This window comes from Citrobacter sp. TBCS-15 (genome assembly GCF_005280815.1).
Taxonomy (GTDB): Bacteria; Pseudomonadota; Gammaproteobacteria; order Enterobacterales; family Enterobacteriaceae; genus Citrobacter; species Citrobacter werkmanii.
This window is the reverse complement of record NZ_SZWK01000313.1, coordinates 233,873-249,994: the sequence shown is the minus strand read 5'-3', so window position 1 is coordinate 249,994 and position 16,122 is coordinate 233,873. Positions and strand designations below refer to the sequence as shown.

Sequence of the window (16,122 nt, the reverse complement as noted above, 5' to 3'; positions counted from 1 at the left end):
GTGGGGTTAAGGCATGAAAAAGGCCACCGAAGTGGCCTGAACTTATTGGTAGCTTTTCAACTTTATCGTATCGCCCTTAAATTGCTTCTGAAGCGCCTCTAGCAGAGCTGATTCCGTCTTCCCATTAGCAAGAACATCGTTTAGCTTTACCTGATTGCCAACCGTTGAACCCTTCGCGATACGCTGGAAAATGACGTTTTTAAAATGATGCTGCATAACTATCTCCATGTAAGTACATCATTAAGAAATAACGTCAATTCTTGGTGAATCTTTAATTTTTAACGCAACCTTTTGGGGATCATCATCCCTGCCATCTGGCCCTTGCGCTTAATGTGCCCGTCAAGGCTGTAGCGAATGCCGTCCCAGCAGTGTTCATAGCCATCGGCGAGCTTCGGCAACACCTCGCCGGTGATGCGGTCCGTTTTGTACGACCACATGCGGGCCTCGCGCGCCACGTTCTTGCAGCGGGGATGGATAATGATTTCGTCGAATCCGCGAAGGTGTGCGATCCCGTCCTCAACGCTTCCTTGCCATTTCTCAGCGGCTGAGATGTTGAAGCCCTGCCGCTTGAGATAGCTGATTGTCTCAGGGCGCGCGGAGTCGGCCTTGATGGGCCAGTCTCGCGCGCCTGGAATCGTATCGTAGAGCTCTGGCATGTGGTCGAGCTCTGTCTGCTGACCGTATGCCTCATATTCGATGTACAGCCGGTTATGCAGGATGAACGAACGCACCAGCGTGTTAGGGTCTTTGGCGAAACCGAAGTCGGCACCGAAGAACAGGCGCTCAGCTTCTTTCCAGAGGTTTTCCGAGAACTCAGCGATCCGGTATTTACCGGCCAACACCTGCTTATCAGAGTTTTCGAGGTAAGCACCTTCCCAAACCCACGAGTATGTTGCCGGGTCAAGACGGCGCTGATCGTTTTGTCGCTCACCTTCCAGCACGTCGGGGAACCACGGGTTATCCGTGTAGTTCATTTCAACGGTGATGCAGTCGTCACCAGCCTCTTTGCGGAATCGCTTGTCCGTGGCGCTACCGTCGCGCTCCGGGTTCCACGTCACCCAAATTTCTGAGCCTTCTTCACGAACTGTCGGGCTCAGCTTCTGCCAGGCTATTTCGCTGACTGATTCAGCCTCATCTACCCAGCAAAGCAGGATGCGCGCTTTCGACTTGATGCTGTCGAGGTTATGCCGGAGACCGCAGAACACGTAGTTAACGCTCTTGTCGATGGTGCGGATGTACTTCTCGCCGATATCAAAGTTGGAAGCCAGCCACGGTACAGACAGGATCGCCTGTTTCACCTCCTGCATACTCGACTCTTCCAGAGAGTTCATGAACTCACGCGCGCAGAGCACCACCCCGCTTTCACCGTTCATCATCGACTGATACGCCTTTACGGCAGTCATTAGCGCAAATGTGCGAGTCTTCGCGCTGCCACGTCCACCGTGAGAGCATCGGTAACGCTTATTCACGGCAGTGAACAGTGGCGCAAGCTTTGCGGGGATCGGCAGTTGAACGGCGTTACTCATGCTTTCGGCTCAACGGGTAATAACTGGATGATGGTCGGCTGCGGCGTCATGCTGCCATCAGGGCTTGTGTGCTCGACTTTTTGGCGATTGGTGTAGGCATCGCCCATTTCTTTGGCGGCCTGCTCGATAAACTGCGAGGTCATGCCGTAGTTCTTCATCTTTTCAGCATTGGTCGCCATTCGGTCGAGGACACGCAACCGGTACGCTTTATTTGCGATCGGGATGTCGGCGATCTCATTCTGGAATCGTTTACGGGTGGTGTTGAACAGGTCAATCCACTTCTGGCTCAACTTGGCCGCCATTGCGTTGCCGGGCGTATATTGCGACACCTGCTGGCGTGAGACATCGATGCCATATTCAGCCTTTACAAGCTCAATGACTTTAACCGGGGTCTCGTAGCAGGCGAGCGATTGAACGATGAAGGCTTTAACCTCTGTCGATAATGCTGCCATCGGTTACCTCCATGACAATCTGAATAAAGCGTTACGCCAGCTTTAGCATGCACGTCCCGCATGATCTGGCTATATCGATGTGAGCCACTTCTGCTGGCGCATTGGCCGCATCAACGAGCTCCTGTACTTCTTTGCTGGCACCGTATCGACGTACGACACCAGTGAATTCTTCGACGTCGTGGCCGCGCAGTGTGAGCACTGGCTGCCCGGTCTCTTTGTTGAACTTAGGCGCGCCGAAATCATCGGTGGCCTGGGCGATATGGTAAAGCTCATGCTCTACCAGTGCGCAGAACTCGAGGTCACTGCACTGCGAGCAGTAATCGGCTGCCAGCGTGATGATGAACTTCGGGATGCGCCCGAACCATTCATGCATCTGCTGTTCCATTCTGGCTTTCTGCCAACCACCGGAGCGGAGCATTACCTGCTCGGCTTGGCCGAGGACATACCGCCCTTTCTTAGCGAACGAATCGGACGCCCACATGAAGCAGAGGTCAGCCTCTAACAGGTGTTCGTGGTCAGGGTTATGGATGCTTCCGGCATCGCTGATGATTTGCCGGTTTATCCACTCATGCACTTCGTTAGCTGGGATCAGCCTAGTGTATGGCTGCCAGTTGTCGGATTCGATGAAGTTAACTGGCGGGTATGGCCTGCGCTCGTCATCGTTAGCCATGGGTTACTCCGTTGCTTGTTCGGTCTGCTCTGCTGGTACCGGCGTGAACTCCACGCGCTTTACATCGGCCGGAGCGAAGTAAAGCCACTGGCCTGTCTCCGTCGCCAGCGGCACAAAACCGTTAACCAGCTCAGGCTGACGTCGTGACATCTTGCCCGTGAAGGTTTCGCCTGTTTGGGTGGTTAGCGTGATTTGGTAGATGTCGGACATGATTACCTCTTTGTCTTGTCGCAGCTGTTGCCCTGCTTCTCAGAAGTGCTTAGCCACTTACGGCTTACCCGTCAGCAAGATGTGATCACCATCCTTGCGGGGTTACACAAATCATTATCAAGCCCACCCGCAGATGAGCTTTGTAATGGAGAGCCGTTGTGAAAGTGGCTCTCTTGTCGACGAGCTCCATTTTGAGCCCGTTACGCTGCTTCGTCTTTTTTTGGCAGACCGGGGATGACCAACTGAATCTGCTCCTGCATATGAATCCTTTCAGATTCAATACGGCGTTTTTCACCGCCAACGCCCCAGCTATTCATAATTCGAGCGGCCGTACTGACGCGCTTGGTCTTATGCTGATACTCCAACTCAAGCTTGTTGGCCTCAGCAAAGAGGGAAAGCTTGCCCATCACGACATCGCGGAAGGTCTGATAAACTTTCACTTCGAAAGACGCAGAAAGCCATGCAGCATACTTTAAGGCGATCAACTCATGCGCCCACGTTCCACGATTAGCTCCGCCGTGGATAACATCAAGTATCTGATTTTGCTCCAAAGTGTCTTTTAGCACTTTGGAAACCTCATCGACAAAAGCCTGTACTCCATCAGCACCGATAAACTGACTAGGCACCTGCCACTTCTTGGCAAGTCCACCGGCAATTGCGGCTCTGTGCATATCGTTCAAGTTATAGGTTCCGTGCTCATTACTTCTGACGTGAACATTTTCGATAACAATGCTTGGGTGATTCATAGCGTTTTTACCTTTTAGAAAGATGAGCCTGTTCGCACAGAAAAGCCGCCCCGAGATGGTCGCCACCATATACGGCAGTTCTCAGGCTCAGCTTTCTGAAAGACTCGGGATTGCCATGCGCTGCGATGCGCAGTTTACTGCGGGCATAAAAAAGCCCCGCAATCGCGAGGCTTGATTAAATCATTTAAATTCAGATAGATATAATCACTCAATGAATAGATATTCGTTGAATTGAATAGCTATAAATAGACATGACCAACTGAAATATTTTTCAATTTTGCTTATTTAAGGCACTGCGTGTTGATGTATTCATGCAGCCCATTAATCATTTCTTTGGTGACTTCGATTCCGTCCCGGTGATCGAAATAATTCCGTCTAGCGTCTGGAGTAAGTTCGGGGGCTCCTGCATCATCCACGCCGGTGGCGGAGGTGGTTTTGGACACTCGCAAACAGGTTGCGGCGACGCGCAGCCGTATAGCACCAGAATCGACATCCCGACGCAAATTGCTAATGGTCTTTTTCGCATCGGCCAATTCCTTCGTGTATTTGGCATCCAGAGCAGCAACATCTCGCTGCCTGGCTATCATGTCGGTGATGGTGGCGTTAGCCAGATTCAGCGCCTGAGTTTTCTCATCGCGCTGTTTCTTGTATTCGGTGGCGTTGTCGCGGTAGTGATTAACAGCCAAGCCAAGCGACACGATGATGCAGACGACAACGGCAATGATGATTGCGGTTAACCGGCTCATTTCTGACTCCAGGTGCAAACCTCATATTCAACATCGCGCCGGTTCATCAGCCCTTTCCACTTCTTGCCACCTGCATATACCCAGCGCTTTAGCTCAGAGCATGCTCCTGCGTAATCTTTCGCGTTGAGTTTCTTCAGCAGAGTGGAGTTGATGGTTGCGGTAGCGCCGACGTTGTAAGCAAAGCTGTAGATTGCTGCTCGCTGCGTTTCAGTGGTCTGCACTTTGATGTGCGGATCAACCTGAGCGGCAATGCGTGTTAAATCTTTCCGGGTTAGTGCATCGCATTCTTTATCGGTATATCGCTTGCCGGTGAGGATGTCGGATCCGGTATGTCCATCACAGACAGTCAGCACTCCAACAACATCTCGATAGGCCACATACTCACGACCTTCAAGCCCATCCTTTCCGGATAGCATCACGGTGGCAATTGCGATCGCCCCGCCACCGATACTGGCAGCGATTTTATTTCTGAGCGCCGGTGACATTCCCATTCAATCTGTCCTCGCGCTCTTTGCGCTTGTAGTACCAGTTGATTCCGAATGTGCCGACAGTACAAAGAATACCAATGATAACGGCCACGTCATTAAGCGAGAGAACGCCACCCATTGCAGTCAGCCCCCCGAATCCGTAGCTGAACCATTCTCTTATTTTGTCCATACGGTACATGCTCTACCCCCAAGATGATGGGGATCTGTTCAAATTAGGAATAGGGATGATGGTCGATTGAACAAATCCAGGATACGTTCTCAGTAACGTGGTTTGTTCGTGACTAAAGGCATGAGCAAATCAGGCAGGAGGCTGTTAGCGCAGTCTCTTGCCGCCCATCTTCACGAAGCCCAGCCATGTGCTGGGTTTTCTTTTTTGAAGCGCACTAGACCACCGTAGCCACAGATATTCAGCAATGAGTTGGTTGGGTCTGGTTCTTGGTGGTAATGCGCTTTAAAAAAGCCAGCGGCGATGCTGGCAAGATGATGGTGGTGCGTTGAGCTTTCGCTCTTATGGTCCTGGTAGGTATTTAGTTCGCCAGGCTGGATTCGAACCAGCGATCATCCAATTATGAGTTGGGTGCTTTACCGCTTAGCTACAGGCAAATAAAAAGCCCAAGGCGTTAACCTCGGGCTATGAGTTCTTCGATACCGCCAGCGCATACAACATTGGCACAATATCAGATTTACATAAAATATATGCTTTTCAATCCAGTTTTGCAAGACTTGTATGTAAATTTGTCGTCTTTTGTTGTGAACGTGATCGCGTTACTTGCAATAAAGCGCTGCTATCAAGGCGCATGAATGTGCGTTTCATCTCCAGCCATCGATCGGTAAATGTCTCAGACCAGTTCTTTGGTGTGACGCCAACCAGTTCTGCCAGTTGCTGATATTCGTAAGTTTCTCGCCCTGCCAGTTCTGCTTTCACGTCCTGAGCTGCTAACCAGATAAGGGCCTTCAGCCTATCCAGCGTCTTCCCTGCTACCTTCTTTGTGCCAAGGGAGGATTTAAACTCTGACCACGCCCATTGAGTGATAGAAACCTGATTCTCCCATCGCGCATTCTCGCTATAGTTCCAGAGAAGCCATGCTTTCTGATGTTCATCGAGTGACAGCACTGCGCGCCGCCATGATGCTGTTGAATACTCAACTGGCTGAACGAGTGGGATGTGTGAGCCTTTGGCTCGTGATTGCTTGCCTGGTATTGGCGGGTTGTCCAGCGTAATCATTTCCCCAGTCACTTCATCCAGTACCCGCAGTTTCTTGCGCTTGAATGTACCGGTATCGAATTGCGCATTCTCCAGCCATGCCATCAGTTGGCCTTTCGTCGCGCCGCTTAGGTCAGCCGTCGCTACAATGAGCTGCTCGCGTACAAACTGCAGGTATTGAGTGTTCATGCTGGCTGCCCCTTGTTCATGTTTGCGCGGTTGATGATTTCACGGCGTAATTCGTTGTTCCGATCGATGCGTTTCTGAAGCTCTGCTGTCTCAACATCCAGACGGGCTATTTCACTTCTTGCGTAAGGAGTCAGCCTGGTAGCACGCTCTACTGACGAGCGCTGATAGTTGTCGATATCGGTGCGGGTCATGCTGCCTCCGCCATCAACTGGTCATGAGTCAGGTAAAGCCCCCAACAACTGAACAGCACATTTCCCCTCACCACTGCGATTTCTTCGTTATGCCAGCGGCAGAACCATCTGAGTGCCGATTCAACTTCATTCGCTATCTGATGAGGACCGTCGAGGTTAATTGGGTAAACCACATCATCAAAAACAGCCGCGGTGGTCATTGGGTATTGTATATTGCTCATGTTGCATGCTCCTGTTGACGGGCGCGACGCTTCTCAAGTTGTCGGGCTTTACGGGTGAAAATGGATTTAATGCGCTGCAGGTATGGGATATCGAACCGGCGAGGCTCGTTGTCAGATTCAAGACGCTCGACACGCACCAGACCAATGCGATCGACCAGGCGAATACGGTACTCAACGGCATTGCCGCTTAATTCTCTGTTGCATCGAGTGCAGGCTGAGTGGACGTTAAACACGTTGAATTTGAGGTGTGATGCAGCACCGCGGGAACGGTAGTGACTAGCATCGATAGCACTGCCGGTCAGATAGTTGCTTTTACCAATGAGGGGATTCCCGCAACTGACGCATTCCTTCCCTTCGTCACGGATCCGGATATACCGGTTAAAGGCAGACTGAGCCTCTTTATCCCACTGTGACTTAGTCTTGAACGCAGCTTTTCTCACCTTCAGCTCGCGGCGTTCCTGCTGCGCTTCCTGCTTACGTTTGCGATCGGCTGCCAGTTTCTTCTTTGCCAACAGCAACTGGCTGTACTCGAAGCCATGCTCAGGACAGCACCACCATACGTTGTCGTAGGTAGCAGTGAATTTGGTCTTGCAGATTTTGCAGCTGCGGCGGGTTGGTTTACGCATGGGAACCTCCAAATCGGGAAGCCCACTCCATAGCGAGGCGGGATTCATCTCCCCAACGGACATTACGCTCTGCGCCAAAGGCGTGGATCAGTTCGATAAGGTCGCGCATCTGGCCGACTGTCATCTTGCTGGTTGACTGACCCAACACCACGAATCCATCACCGGTCAGGTTAGGCACCACCTCCTGCTTAATCAGCGCGGCGGTGAAGATATGCTTCCACGATTCGGATGAGAGCTTTCGTCCATGCCATTCAACCTGGCTGCTGACGTCGCCCAAAATAGCCCAAAGTTTGGCGTTCTGGCCGATAGAGCGCGTCATCTCTTTTATCTCAATGACGACCGGGCGTTTCTCATCGAGATGCAACTGGTTAATCGCATTGATGGCATTGGCGCGGATGTTGGTGTTGCGGAGGAGATATTGCCGCTTCATACGCTACCTCCAAGAGGTAACGACGAATGCAGAAAATCGCAGGTGCATTTCTGCAACTGTGACAAGGTGAAGAGTTCAGATTGTGGTCGCATTTAAGTCCCCTTAAATGCGCAGAAGTCACCAGAGTTGTTCAGGCTCTGGTGATATGATTATGGCTGGTTGATTATGGGAAATCAAACGTTGCTTGCTGTTGCTAGTGACTTATATCGGTGATGAGTCAGCGGCATCTTGAAGAGCAGAATTAATGAGGAACGTGACCACGCCGATCACATCAACATCATCCAGAGACTCTCCTTCAAGCGCCTCACCTTCTGACGTTATCAGCGCCTCACCCATCAGCTTTGCGAACTGAATACGACCACAGTGATTGATGAGGATTGGCGCTCCCTGCTTAACCCTGAGAGCGCGGTTAATCACTGCATATCCGGATGACGTATCAATGACTATACAGTTGGCATCCATGTGGCATAAGCGATCAACAGTCAGGCATGATTCAACGTAGTCATTAGCAGGAGACGGGAAGCCCATATAAACACCTCACAATAAATACTGTACACATATACAGTATAATCGTAATTTGTAGGTGTCAATGAGGATTACTTTTCCACCTCCTGCTGCGGTGCTGCTGGCAGCGGCATCCAGTGAGTAATTATCACCTGGTAATGAACACAGTCATCTTCAATTGGTTTCCATTCAGTCCAGCCATGAGTTGGATGTATAAAGAATTCCGCAGGAATAAAACCAGGATCAGAACCTTCATAATATTCCCCCCAGCAAAGATACAAACCATTTACATCAGGCATGCGTTCGCTGCACTTAACCCAGCCATCTTTACTTGGCGGCTGCTCTGATAAGGCTTCACGCATAAAGCGGATAAGAGATGCGTTTCTGTTTATCGGCACAAGTTGTTCTGGATATTCATCAAGAACCTGGAGAAATCCCTCTACAGCCTCACGCAATTCTTCGTTCGCGTTAGCTTCCTTCTGCAGACGTTGAATTTCGCTAATCATTGCTTCATTGTTTTTAACGTCGCAACCAAGAGCGTCAGCAACTTCTGTGAACAATACCCGCATGCCTTCCCAGCGGTTTTTCCAGATAGTGACCTCTGACTGAAGTAATCTAATTTCGTCAGGAGTTGAATCGTGTTCGTTGCTCATCGTTCTCTCCAAATCACACCGTTCAACATAAGCCCGGTGGGGTAACCGTTTTTGGTAATCAATGTTGCGCCTATTAAATCATCGCGACCGAACAAGGAATCTTTACGCAACTGATATGCAGCTACGTCAGCAAGACCACGCAGCACCGATATCTTCAATTTAATAACGCCGGAATCGGTTATTACTGCCCCGTACTTTTCGTGGTAGTCATCTTCAAAACCACGTATTACATATTTTTCCTCTTCCATCGCATCACCTTGCATTACGCGCTGCACTACATGCCACACCCCAGAACTCAGCAAACATATCGTATGCGCCAGATAGTTCAGAAGCAGCATACCCGCCAAGCTCACTTTTAATCTGAACGGCTCTCATCATTTCTGGCGTCATATCCTTCGGCACCATAACCCAACCATCCGGAGTTACCGGAGAGTTGCCAGCCTGAAGCATGGCTGCGCTGATAACAGAATATGCATCGTCACCATGCTGTTCGCTGTAATCGTCCATTTTAGCGCTTATGTGGCGAATCCATTCCTGAGCGTGCCCATAGTTTCTCTCCCGATAATCATCAAGCATGCATTGTACAAGCCTAAGTGCCTCGATTAATGTTTCGTCAATCGTATTATCTAACTTCGCTGGCGGAGCGGTGTAGACAATACGAATCGGTGATTCGTGAATAGCATGGTCGTGGTATTGCTCCTCGGTTATGTCTCGCCAACACTCTCCATACATTACCTGATAGATAGTCTCTACACTTCTCGCCGCTATAGCCACATTAATCACCTTCACAGCATCAGCCATTGCGTAGCCGAGATTACCGCCGTCACTTTGTGCTGCTGCTTTGCTGAGTATTTCGCGTATCTGGTGCAGGCGCTCGAGTGATACAGGGCCGTGCGCCGGGTGGTTATTAGTTGTCATGGGTTAGTCCTTACCGATAACTGCGTTAATTTGATTGAGAACGATATCTGTCATCAGGCCTTTCCCGTTTACGCCGACATGGGCCAGAATTTCACTGCGTGCGGCTTTGAGTGTTCCGACGCTCACCATGACCATTCTCTGATTATCTTTGTTTGCAGACTTCAAGCGCTCTAAAGGAGATTTGTCAGCCATCTCATTCCCCCTTCACGCCAATGCCAGCGGCGATTGCTGATTCTTCATGTGCGCGTTTAGCAGCGTTAAGGATTGCTGCCAGTGGCGTATAGCCGCCATCCATTCGGATTGTGTTGTGGATGGTTGCCATTGTGTCGCGCAATTTGCTGTGGCTTGCAGACAATTCGGCTATGCATTTCTCTGCTGCTTCCAGCGCATCCATCAGCGCCATAACGGTAGACGGGCTGGCGGCGGCAATGAATGCTGAGTCAACTTTAAGACAGTGTTGAGCAACCGCTTTTGCACCAACTCTTACTTCATATCCTCTCGCGCCTTTGTGCGGCTTATACGATTCCCACTTACCCCATGAAGCTATGTTTGCGGCATTAGCCACTTCACGCAGCGCCTGTTTGTTGAGTGCTGTCATTGGGTTGTTAGTCATCGCTGTTGTCCTCGCAGCAATGGTGCCGTCCTTCATGGCCTGTGCTTATGTGTCCGCAGACGTCACATTCGATTTCAGGCCCCTCACATTCATGATCATCAGGCTCATCTGCCTTGTAAAAACCACCGCAGATGCCGCACATAGCTTCAGGGACATCGTCATAATTCGCAGTTCCGGTAATCACGATTGCACCTCACAACATTTACCTTCACGCAACTCTTCGGCAAACTCACAGGCTTCATCTGCTGAAATACTGCAATGACGAGAAAACTCATAATCCCCGGCTTGCTCCTGCTCTGTTGCAATCTGGCGCTGCTGGATCGCAAACATCTCCACACCCTGCGCCCGCACTTCAGCCAGGAAGGCGTCGTGGCTTGGTGTTTCATCCCCCATGGTGTCGCATCTCATGTGCAGGTACCCTTCGTTTGTTGGTCTCATTCGGTTCATGATTCCAGCGATAAAATATTCCCGACACTCACTAACAACTGATTTCGCCTGTGATAATTCAGCAGCCAGCGCCGCGCACTTGTCTTCCAACGCGGCAATGGTGGTCACATGCTGCGCGTTGATTTCTGCCAGTTGGTTCATGGTCAATCCTTCGTTTTTGCTCATACTTCTGCTCTCCCGCCCCTGACTGATGCCAGGCACTGATTGAATAGGTTGTTAAGAGGGTTAGGTGTGCGTGTGAAGATGCTCATGCCGCTTCACCGCTAAATTCGATCACGTCTTCTGCTGTGATATCCAGCTCGCGCATCTCGCGCCCCAGCGCCTTCTCCATTCGCTCTACGCAGCCACGGATGCGGGTCATCTGCACTTCCGGGAACTGGCTACGGGACATCTCGGTGAGCGTGTTGAACAGGTTCCGGTTCTTCGCCTGGCGGGCTTTCACCTTTGCGCAGGCCCGGAGTGATTCGCCAATCTTGCGACCGTCGGCACGGGCAGTGGCGCGGCATAACTCCAGCGTCAGGAGAGTTTCAGGGAACTCGGAGTATTGTGAGTTCATGATGATTTGCATTGCTGTGTTCATTAAAAGCCACCTTTCTTCGCTGGTTTCGCTTCCTGCTGACGGCGGCGTGCTTGTTCAGCCGTCTGATCGCAGTCGTAGATAGCGCCATTGACCTGATTGCAGTAAATCGTGCCGGTGCTGCCGTGGCGGTTGAGGCGCAGAATTAACTCGGTTTCGCCCGGCGGAACGCTGTCATCGAAAGCGCCCTCCCGGTGAATGCCCACCCAGTAGTCACAGTCCTGCTCAATCTGGCCTGTGTCGCGTGAATCGCTCGGTAACGGTCGTTTGTTGACGCGCTTCTCCAGCTCACGGTTAAGCTGTGTCAGCAGCACGACGACGCAGCCAAGCTCTTTGGCGAGGTTCTTTAGCCCTTTGGTGATCATCCCGTAGGCCAGGTCGTTACGATCGGCTTTCTCGGCAGTCATCAGCGTCAGGTAGTCAACCAGCACCATGCCAACCTTGCCGCGCTCGCGTTTAATGCGCCGCGACTCAGCAACGACGTGTGCCAGACCAATGCCGGGGGTGTCATCGATCATCAGGTTGTTGGTGTCGATTAGCGCACTCATAACACCGGTTGCCTTCTGGATGTCACTATCCCAGTCGCCGCGGTAGCCAAAATCCTCTTTGGTCATATCCGGGTAGAACAGGTTAGGTGTCAGGCGGCTCTGTTGGGCGGTTATCTTTTCAACCATCTGCCCTTCTGGCATTTCCAGAGAGAACATCAGAGCGGGCTCGTTCTCCACGGTGGCGCAGTTAACGGCCATCTGCGTGTACAGAGTTGTTTTCCCCATCTTCGGACGGGCACCGATAACAAACAGACTTCCGCGGACAATGCGCTTAACACCAAGTAGATCGTCAAGTGAAGGAAGCCCGGTAGACAATCCGCGCGCCCTACCGTCTGGCTTGATACGCTCCTCGAATTCTTCAGTCCAGTCAGTTACCGCGTCGTAGAATGAGCGGAGTCCGGTTTTTCTTCCGGTTCTCGCGTAATCGCTGATCTCAGTAAACAGGCTCTGGATTGCTTCAAACTTCTCTGAGGTTGTCATGCCGTTGCGGGCGTAAAGCAGTTCAGTCGCCCTGGTGGTCATATCGATGCCGTAGCGCTCCATGGCCTTCTCGCGCACCACCATGGCGTAGTGAACGATGTTTGCCGCGCTGGGAGTGTTCTTCGAAAGCTCGGCCATGTAGGCGAAACCGCCAGCCTGTTCCTCCATCGACTTAGCTTCCAGCGACTCAATCAGGGTGATAAGGTCAACCGGGCGCTGTCTGGCCACCAGATCTCGCATCTCTGCGAAAATTACCTGGTGGGCGCGCAGGTAGAACGACTCAGGCTTCAGCATGGCAATGGCTTTCTGGCAACGCTCGCTACCGGTGTCCAGCATGATTCCGCCAAGTACGCTTTGCTCTGCTTCGAGGTTATGAGGTACGGTCAGGATTTCAGTGTTCACAGTGAACCCTCCCGCGTTTTAACCAGAGTTTCAGAACGTAGCAGGTAGTCAAAACTTGCACGCCAGCCGGTATCGTTTTCACCGAAATAAAACGGCTTAGCAGTACGGGAGAACGCTGAAAAATAGTTCTCAACTGCTTCTACCGTTGGTTCTTTCAGCTCAGACAACAGACGCTTGATACCACGGCGACGTTTGTCGTTAAGGGCTTCTGCCTGCGGCAGTCTGTCTCCCAGGGTGGAGTTGTATGCTGACAGCACGGCCTGATAGTCGATTGCTGGTTTTTTCTGTGAAACCGGTTTTTCTTCCTGCCCATCACATTCCCCCTTGGGGGATTTAGGGGGATCTTTTCTTTCTTTCTTTTGAATAGTTTCTTTTGTGTTTAGCTGAGTTGGCTTATAGGTATTAGCTGACTCGGCTAACGTTTCATTAGCTGTTTCGGCTAATGTTTTGCCATGTTGGCTAATGCTGAAATTCCAGTCAGAAATAACCTTGTTCACCCCGATCGCCAGGCCATTGGTAACGATGATGTTCATTGCAATCATCTCGTTCTTGGCCTTGCAGACATGTGTATGGTGAATGCCGGTCATCGCCGAAATCTGGGTATTGGTAATACGGTCAAACTTTTTTCCGAACCCGTAGGTTTTGCGGATCACCGCCAGAACGACCTTCAGCTGTCGAGCTGTTAAATCAGCAGCCATAACCGCTTCCAGCAGCTCGTTAGCGATGCGGGTGTACCCATCATCGATATCTGCCACCTGACGCTCCACGACCGATACAGACGGCCTGAAAGGTATTACTTTTGCGAGATTATTCACGACCGCTCTCCTTGCGTTTGAGTTCTTCCAGGATGGCGCGCATCTTTTCGGCCACTTCCGGGTTAACGGAACGGACAAAACGGTCGCGGGTAATGTTTTTATGTACAGCGGTATGGAAATAGCGTGGTTTTTTTGCCATTATTCCTCCTGCAACTACTGTCGTTTTTGCACTTGAAAGTCGGTTCTGTTCGCGCAGACCGGCTTTCGCCATTTCTGTAGTTCTCACATAACCCCCAGCATCGACGTGACCATCGTCATCAGCGGCCCTACCTGCTCCGGCATGAGGCGGAACAGCGAAGCTATACCCTCGCTTACCTCTTTCAGTTTCTGATGCTCTGGAGCGTCCAGCAGGACCGCTTGCTTTGCTTCTGAACATTCCTTCATGGCTGATGCAATAAGCGACATCGTGTCGTTCTGTGGCGCCAGGCGCGTACGAAACTCAACAGGAAGGACGGCCATGATTGCGGGAGTCAGCTGACGGACGTTCTCGCGGTACTGATCGGAGTCAAAACGGTTATCCAGGAAGCGAAAGAGCTTCTGTCGCGCACGGCTGATGTCGTCCGGAAAGCTGATGGAGGTCCCGCCCTGCTCCCGGTATTCGTTGATGATCAGCGCTGACACCACGTCCTGATTGTCCAGCGCCGACGACCATGCACGGACCGCATCGCGGATCTTTTCGTGGTCCGGCGCCGCCTTAGCTTGAGCGCGGTTTATCATCGCTCCCGGGTGTATTCCGGTATTGTGTTGATACGCAAGTGAATGCATTGCTTTCCCTTTCGTGGTTATGGCCGCCGATTAGGCGGCATGGTTTTCTGGGTGAGGAAACAGGTCAGGGAGATCAGGGCGAATTTCATGGGCCTTAATCTCGCCACCTGTAGCGTTAACGATGGCCGTCACTTTCTCTGGAGAAACGGACCCACCGTTAAGCCACTTATGCACCGCTGGCTGACTTACGCCGCAAATATCTGCGAGTCGCTTCTGGCTGCCAACGATGTCTAAAGCACGTTGAATAACTTTGTTCATGGATTTTACCTATCCGATTACTGGATTAATGAAAAGATAACCCAAGTTATGGGTATTGTCCATAACCTTTGTTATTTTACTCTGCATAACCTGGGTTATATATTGGCGCTATGAAAACATTCGCAGATCGATTAAACGCGGCCATGAACGCCGCAGGCATATCCCAAGGGCAACTTGCTGAAAAAGTTGGCGTGTCACAGCCAGCTATTCAGAAAATGACCTCCGGTAAGACTAATGGCAGCCGTAAGATGGTTGAGCTTGCGCATGCCCTCAATGTCCGACCTGAATGGCTTAGTTCTGGCACTGGGCCAATGCATGACGAAGATCGCAAAGACTCCTCCATTCCACCTGAAAGTGAATGGGGTAAGATTGATGCTTGGGATAGCAAAACGAATCTGCCTGATGACGAGGTCGAAGTGCCATATCTTAAAGATATTGAGCTGGCTTGCGGTGATGGTTCATGCCTTGAGGATGACTATAACGGCTTCAAATTGAGGTTCGCAAAGTCCACCCTAAGAAAGGTAGGGGCTCAAAAAGACAGTGTGCTGTGCTTCCCTGCCTCCGGAAACAGCATGGAGCCAATGATCCCAGAAGGAACCACTGTTGCCATAAACACTAACGACAAGAAAATTGTCGATGGAAAGGTATATGCAATCAGCCAGGACGGATGGAAGAGATTAAAATCCATTTATCGTGTAAGCCCCACTCGCATCGTGATACGCAGCTTCAACAGTGAAGAGTATCCGGATGAAGAGGCAGACATTGACAGCGTAGAGATCCTCGGTCGCATGTTCTGGACATCTACTATCTGGTAACGCTGAGGAATGGATGAAAGTGAAAGCAACATTCGCACCGTTATTATTTTGCATTATTGCCTTAGCTGGATGTGGAGACAAAAAACCAACTCAGAATGAGGCATTCCAGTTAGCCAAGAAAGAGATGTCGGTTGCACTCTGTGGTGATAAAAGTGCATCCTGCTTTATCGTTGAAGGAGGTAGCGCCAAGATATCAGACAAGAAATCTGATGGTACGTATGGCGTCTCAGCCACATTCGAATCAATCAAAGGAAAAGATAAACCACTTCAATATAGCGAAGGCGTTGTCTATTTCGACATAGACACTAAAACCGAGGATGTGCATATCAAGTCTATCGAAGCCTGGTCAGCAGACGGAAAACACTCCGTTGTTACCTGCGGACACAACTACAAGTTATGTAGAAAGTAATCCCCTCAAAATGCAAACCCGCTCCGGCGGGTTTTTTTACACCTAAATCTCACCTACCAACGTCTTTTTACAAAAATAAATTCATTTAGTTATCAGTGCATTATAACTTATGTGATGATAATTATAAATTAGGTTATTGCCATCACCCATAACTAAGGTTATCTTTAATCCATCGAAACGAAACATCGACAGCTGAGCGAAGTTAGCCAGCGGCGGACA

The 16,122-nt window shown here is 50.7% G+C and carries 29 protein-coding genes and 1 tRNA gene; 2 read left to right on the top strand and 28 right to left on the bottom strand.

The features are described from left to right. Positions 1–42: 42 nt before the first annotated feature. The 28 genes from FDW96_RS25130 to FDW96_RS23935 all read right to left on the bottom strand — a co-directional run bounded on the left by FDW96_RS25130 (position 43) and on the right by FDW96_RS23935 (position 14,679). Positions 43–216, bottom strand: coding sequence for a hypothetical protein (locus FDW96_RS25130; RefSeq protein ID WP_017383021.1), 174 nt, complete (start codon positions 214–216; stop codon positions 43–45). A gap of 62 nt (positions 217–278) precedes the next feature. Further along, positions 279–1,526 (bottom strand): PBSX family phage terminase large subunit, encoded by a 1,248-nt coding sequence (locus FDW96_RS24070; RefSeq protein ID WP_137366444.1) that lies wholly within the window; start codon positions 1,524–1,526, stop codon positions 279–281. Continuing rightward, a complete protein-coding gene (locus FDW96_RS24065) occupies positions 1,523–1,978 on the bottom strand; it encodes a DUF2280 domain-containing protein (RefSeq protein ID WP_137366443.1) in 456 nt (151 codons plus the stop codon). Before FDW96_RS24065 ends, FDW96_RS24070 begins: the two co-directional genes overlap by 4 nt. A 31-nt stretch (positions 1,979–2,009) precedes the next feature. Beyond that, positions 2,010–2,648 (bottom strand): putative metallopeptidase, encoded by a 639-nt coding sequence (locus tag FDW96_RS24060; RefSeq protein WP_137366442.1) that lies wholly within the window; start codon positions 2,646–2,648, stop codon positions 2,010–2,012. A 3-nt stretch (positions 2,649–2,651) separates the two neighbouring features. Then, positions 2,652–2,858 (bottom strand): hypothetical protein, encoded by a 207-nt coding sequence (locus FDW96_RS24055; protein ID WP_025759832.1) that lies wholly within the window; start codon positions 2,856–2,858, stop codon positions 2,652–2,654. Positions 2,859–3,058: 200 nt separating this feature from the next. Beyond that, entirely contained in the window at positions 3,059–3,604 is a 546-nt protein-coding gene (locus FDW96_RS24050; protein WP_137366441.1) for a KilA-N domain-containing protein, read from the bottom strand. Positions 3,605–3,885: 281 nt separating this feature from the next. Beyond that, the gene (locus FDW96_RS24045; protein ID WP_137366440.1) at positions 3,886–4,350 is read right to left on the bottom strand and encodes a lysis protein; all 465 of its coding nucleotides are present in this window, start codon (positions 4,348–4,350) and stop codon (positions 3,886–3,888) included. Next, the gene (locus FDW96_RS24040; protein WP_137366439.1) at positions 4,347–4,841 is read right to left on the bottom strand and encodes a lysozyme; all 495 of its coding nucleotides are present in this window, start codon (positions 4,839–4,841) and stop codon (positions 4,347–4,349) included. The genes FDW96_RS24045 and FDW96_RS24040 overlap by 4 nt, the downstream gene beginning before the upstream one ends. Further along, entirely contained in the window at positions 4,813–5,016 is a 204-nt protein-coding gene (locus tag FDW96_RS24035) for a phage holin family protein (RefSeq protein ID WP_137366438.1), read from the bottom strand. Before FDW96_RS24035 ends, FDW96_RS24040 begins: the two co-directional genes overlap by 29 nt. Before the next feature lie 353 nt (positions 5,017–5,369). Then, positions 5,370–5,441: transfer RNA gene (locus FDW96_RS24030), tRNA-Ile, on the bottom strand. Positions 5,442–5,541: 100 nt separating this feature from the next. Beyond that, entirely contained in the window at positions 5,542–6,231 is a 690-nt protein-coding gene (locus FDW96_RS24025) for a bacteriophage antitermination protein Q (RefSeq protein WP_137366437.1), read from the bottom strand. Further along, positions 6,228–6,422, bottom strand: coding sequence for a hypothetical protein (locus FDW96_RS24020; RefSeq protein ID WP_137366436.1), 195 nt, complete (start codon positions 6,420–6,422; stop codon positions 6,228–6,230). Before FDW96_RS24020 ends, FDW96_RS24025 begins: the two co-directional genes overlap by 4 nt. Then, on the bottom strand, positions 6,419–6,643 hold the full coding sequence (locus FDW96_RS24015) for a protein ninY (RefSeq protein WP_137366435.1): 225 nt from the start codon (positions 6,641–6,643) through the stop codon (positions 6,419–6,421). Before FDW96_RS24015 ends, FDW96_RS24020 begins: the two co-directional genes overlap by 4 nt. After that, entirely contained in the window at positions 6,640–7,269 is a 630-nt protein-coding gene (locus FDW96_RS24010) for a recombination protein NinG (protein WP_137366434.1), read from the bottom strand. Before FDW96_RS24010 ends, FDW96_RS24015 begins: the two co-directional genes overlap by 4 nt. Then, positions 7,262–7,699: a recombination protein NinB gene (locus FDW96_RS24005; RefSeq protein ID WP_137366433.1), complete on the bottom strand. Its 438-nt coding sequence runs from the start codon at positions 7,697–7,699 to the stop codon at positions 7,262–7,264. The genes FDW96_RS24010 and FDW96_RS24005 overlap by 8 nt, the downstream gene beginning before the upstream one ends. Before the next feature lie 201 nt (positions 7,700–7,900). Further along, positions 7,901–8,227, bottom strand: coding sequence for a hypothetical protein (locus FDW96_RS24000; RefSeq protein ID WP_137366432.1), 327 nt, complete (start codon positions 8,225–8,227; stop codon positions 7,901–7,903). 68 nt (positions 8,228–8,295) lie between these two features. Continuing rightward, positions 8,296–8,856 carry a DUF551 domain-containing protein gene (locus FDW96_RS23995; RefSeq protein WP_137366431.1) on the bottom strand — a complete coding sequence of 187 codons (561 nt, stop codon included), beginning with the start codon at positions 8,854–8,856 and terminating at the stop codon, positions 8,296–8,298. After that, entirely contained in the window at positions 8,853–9,104 is a 252-nt protein-coding gene (locus FDW96_RS23990) for a hypothetical protein (RefSeq protein WP_137366430.1), read from the bottom strand. Before FDW96_RS23990 ends, FDW96_RS23995 begins: the two co-directional genes overlap by 4 nt. A 4-nt stretch (positions 9,105–9,108) precedes the next feature. Next, the gene (locus FDW96_RS23985; protein ID WP_137366429.1) at positions 9,109–9,774 is read right to left on the bottom strand and encodes a hypothetical protein; all 666 of its coding nucleotides are present in this window, start codon (positions 9,772–9,774) and stop codon (positions 9,109–9,111) included. A gap of 3 nt (positions 9,775–9,777) precedes the next feature. Beyond that, positions 9,778–9,966, bottom strand: a complete 189-nt coding sequence (locus FDW96_RS23980) for a hypothetical protein (RefSeq protein WP_101701385.1) — start codon at positions 9,964–9,966, stop codon at positions 9,778–9,780. A 1-nt stretch (position 9,967) separates the two neighbouring features. Next, positions 9,968–10,387 (bottom strand): ead/Ea22-like family protein, encoded by a 420-nt coding sequence (locus FDW96_RS23975; protein ID WP_252362882.1) that lies wholly within the window; start codon positions 10,385–10,387, stop codon positions 9,968–9,970. 180 nt (positions 10,388–10,567) lie between these two features. After that, positions 10,568–10,999, bottom strand: coding sequence for a hypothetical protein (locus tag FDW96_RS23965; RefSeq protein WP_137366427.1), 432 nt, complete (start codon positions 10,997–10,999; stop codon positions 10,568–10,570). Positions 11,000–11,081: 82 nt separating this feature from the next. Then, positions 11,082–11,414 (bottom strand): hypothetical protein, encoded by a 333-nt coding sequence (locus FDW96_RS23960; RefSeq protein WP_137366426.1) that lies wholly within the window; start codon positions 11,412–11,414, stop codon positions 11,082–11,084. Beyond that, complete coding sequence (locus tag FDW96_RS23955) at positions 11,414–12,826, bottom strand: DnaB-like helicase C-terminal domain-containing protein (RefSeq protein WP_170974740.1); 1,413 nt, start codon at positions 12,824–12,826, stop codon at positions 11,414–11,416. The genes FDW96_RS23960 and FDW96_RS23955 overlap by 1 nt, the downstream gene beginning before the upstream one ends. Positions 12,827–12,837: 11 nt before the next feature. Next, positions 12,838–13,656 (bottom strand): replication protein, encoded by an 819-nt coding sequence (locus FDW96_RS23950; protein ID WP_137366424.1) that lies wholly within the window; start codon positions 13,654–13,656, stop codon positions 12,838–12,840. Beyond that, entirely contained in the window at positions 13,649–13,795 is a 147-nt protein-coding gene (locus tag FDW96_RS25125) for a hypothetical protein (protein WP_170974739.1), read from the bottom strand. Before FDW96_RS25125 ends, FDW96_RS23950 begins: the two co-directional genes overlap by 8 nt. A gap of 83 nt (positions 13,796–13,878) precedes the next feature. Beyond that, entirely contained in the window at positions 13,879–14,421 is a 543-nt protein-coding gene (locus tag FDW96_RS23940; protein ID WP_137366423.1) for a toxin YdaT domain-containing protein, read from the bottom strand. Positions 14,422–14,451: 30 nt separating this feature from the next. Next, positions 14,452–14,679 (bottom strand): helix-turn-helix domain-containing protein, encoded by a 228-nt coding sequence (locus FDW96_RS23935; RefSeq protein WP_032936025.1) that lies wholly within the window; start codon positions 14,677–14,679, stop codon positions 14,452–14,454. A gap of 110 nt (positions 14,680–14,789) precedes the next feature. Here FDW96_RS23935 and FDW96_RS23930 point away from each other — a divergent pair, with 110 nt between their 5' ends. Together FDW96_RS23930 and FDW96_RS23925 are read left to right on the top strand one after the other, a co-directional pair. After that, positions 14,790–15,494: a helix-turn-helix transcriptional regulator gene (locus tag FDW96_RS23930; RefSeq protein ID WP_137366422.1), complete on the top strand. Its 705-nt coding sequence runs from the start codon at positions 14,790–14,792 to the stop codon at positions 15,492–15,494. A gap of 13 nt (positions 15,495–15,507) precedes the next feature. Continuing rightward, positions 15,508–15,903 carry a DUF3053 domain-containing protein gene (locus tag FDW96_RS23925; protein WP_137366421.1) on the top strand — a complete coding sequence of 132 codons (396 nt, stop codon included), beginning with the start codon at positions 15,508–15,510 and terminating at the stop codon, positions 15,901–15,903. Positions 15,904–16,122 lie beyond the last annotated feature (219 nt).

Excerpts from the sequence above, each read along its gene's own strand:
- FDW96_RS25130 (WP_017383021.1), bottom strand. The coding sequence starts at position 216 with ATGCAGCATCATTTTAAAAACGTCATTTTCCAGCGTATCGCGAAGGGT.
- FDW96_RS24070 (WP_137366444.1), bottom strand. The coding sequence starts at position 1,526 with ATGAGTAACGCCGTTCAACTGCCGATCCCCGCAAAGCTTGCGCCACTG.
- FDW96_RS24065 (WP_137366443.1), bottom strand. The coding sequence starts at position 1,978 with ATGGCAGCATTATCGACAGAGGTTAAAGCCTTCATCGTTCAATCGCTC.
- FDW96_RS24060 (WP_137366442.1), bottom strand. The coding sequence starts at position 2,648 with ATGGCTAACGATGACGAGCGCAGGCCATACCCGCCAGTTAACTTCATC.
- FDW96_RS24055 (WP_025759832.1), bottom strand. The coding sequence starts at position 2,858 with ATGTCCGACATCTACCAAATCACGCTAACCACCCAAACAGGCGAAACC.
- FDW96_RS24050 (WP_137366441.1), bottom strand. The coding sequence starts at position 3,604 with ATGAATCACCCAAGCATTGTTATCGAAAATGTTCACGTCAGAAGTAAT.
- FDW96_RS24045 (WP_137366440.1), bottom strand. The coding sequence starts at position 4,350 with ATGAGCCGGTTAACCGCAATCATCATTGCCGTTGTCGTCTGCATCATC.
- FDW96_RS24040 (WP_137366439.1), bottom strand. The coding sequence starts at position 4,841 with ATGGGAATGTCACCGGCGCTCAGAAATAAAATCGCTGCCAGTATCGGT.
- FDW96_RS24035 (WP_137366438.1), bottom strand. The coding sequence starts at position 5,016 with ATGTACCGTATGGACAAAATAAGAGAATGGTTCAGCTACGGATTCGGG.
- FDW96_RS24025 (WP_137366437.1), bottom strand. The coding sequence starts at position 6,231 with ATGAACACTCAATACCTGCAGTTTGTACGCGAGCAGCTCATTGTAGCG.
- FDW96_RS24020 (WP_137366436.1), bottom strand. The coding sequence starts at position 6,422 with ATGACCCGCACCGATATCGACAACTATCAGCGCTCGTCAGTAGAGCGT.
- FDW96_RS24015 (WP_137366435.1), bottom strand. The coding sequence starts at position 6,643 with ATGAGCAATATACAATACCCAATGACCACCGCGGCTGTTTTTGATGAT.
- FDW96_RS24010 (WP_137366434.1), bottom strand. The coding sequence starts at position 7,269 with ATGCGTAAACCAACCCGCCGCAGCTGCAAAATCTGCAAGACCAAATTC.
- FDW96_RS24005 (WP_137366433.1), bottom strand. The coding sequence starts at position 7,699 with ATGAAGCGGCAATATCTCCTCCGCAACACCAACATCCGCGCCAATGCC.
- FDW96_RS24000 (WP_137366432.1), bottom strand. The coding sequence starts at position 8,227 with ATGGGCTTCCCGTCTCCTGCTAATGACTACGTTGAATCATGCCTGACT.
- FDW96_RS23995 (WP_137366431.1), bottom strand. The coding sequence starts at position 8,856 with ATGAGCAACGAACACGATTCAACTCCTGACGAAATTAGATTACTTCAG.
- FDW96_RS23990 (WP_137366430.1), bottom strand. The coding sequence starts at position 9,104 with ATGGAAGAGGAAAAATATGTAATACGTGGTTTTGAAGATGACTACCAC.
- FDW96_RS23985 (WP_137366429.1), bottom strand. The coding sequence starts at position 9,774 with ATGACAACTAATAACCACCCGGCGCACGGCCCTGTATCACTCGAGCGC.
- FDW96_RS23980 (WP_101701385.1), bottom strand. The coding sequence starts at position 9,966 with ATGGCTGACAAATCTCCTTTAGAGCGCTTGAAGTCTGCAAACAAAGAT.
- FDW96_RS23975 (WP_252362882.1), bottom strand. The coding sequence starts at position 10,387 with ATGACTAACAACCCAATGACAGCACTCAACAAACAGGCGCTGCGTGAA.
- FDW96_RS23965 (WP_137366427.1), bottom strand. The coding sequence starts at position 10,999 with ATGAGCAAAAACGAAGGATTGACCATGAACCAACTGGCAGAAATCAAC.
- FDW96_RS23960 (WP_137366426.1), bottom strand. The coding sequence starts at position 11,414 with ATGAACACAGCAATGCAAATCATCATGAACTCACAATACTCCGAGTTC.
- FDW96_RS25125 (WP_170974739.1), bottom strand. The coding sequence starts at position 13,795 with ATGGCAAAAAAACCACGCTATTTCCATACCGCTGTACATAAAAACATT.
- FDW96_RS23940 (WP_137366423.1), bottom strand. The coding sequence starts at position 14,421 with ATGCATTCACTTGCGTATCAACACAATACCGGAATACACCCGGGAGCG.
- FDW96_RS23935 (WP_032936025.1), bottom strand. The coding sequence starts at position 14,679 with ATGAACAAAGTTATTCAACGTGCTTTAGACATCGTTGGCAGCCAGAAG.
- FDW96_RS23930 (WP_137366422.1), top strand. The coding sequence starts at position 14,790 with ATGAAAACATTCGCAGATCGATTAAACGCGGCCATGAACGCCGCAGGC.
- FDW96_RS23925 (WP_137366421.1), top strand. The coding sequence starts at position 15,508 with ATGAAAGTGAAAGCAACATTCGCACCGTTATTATTTTGCATTATTGCC.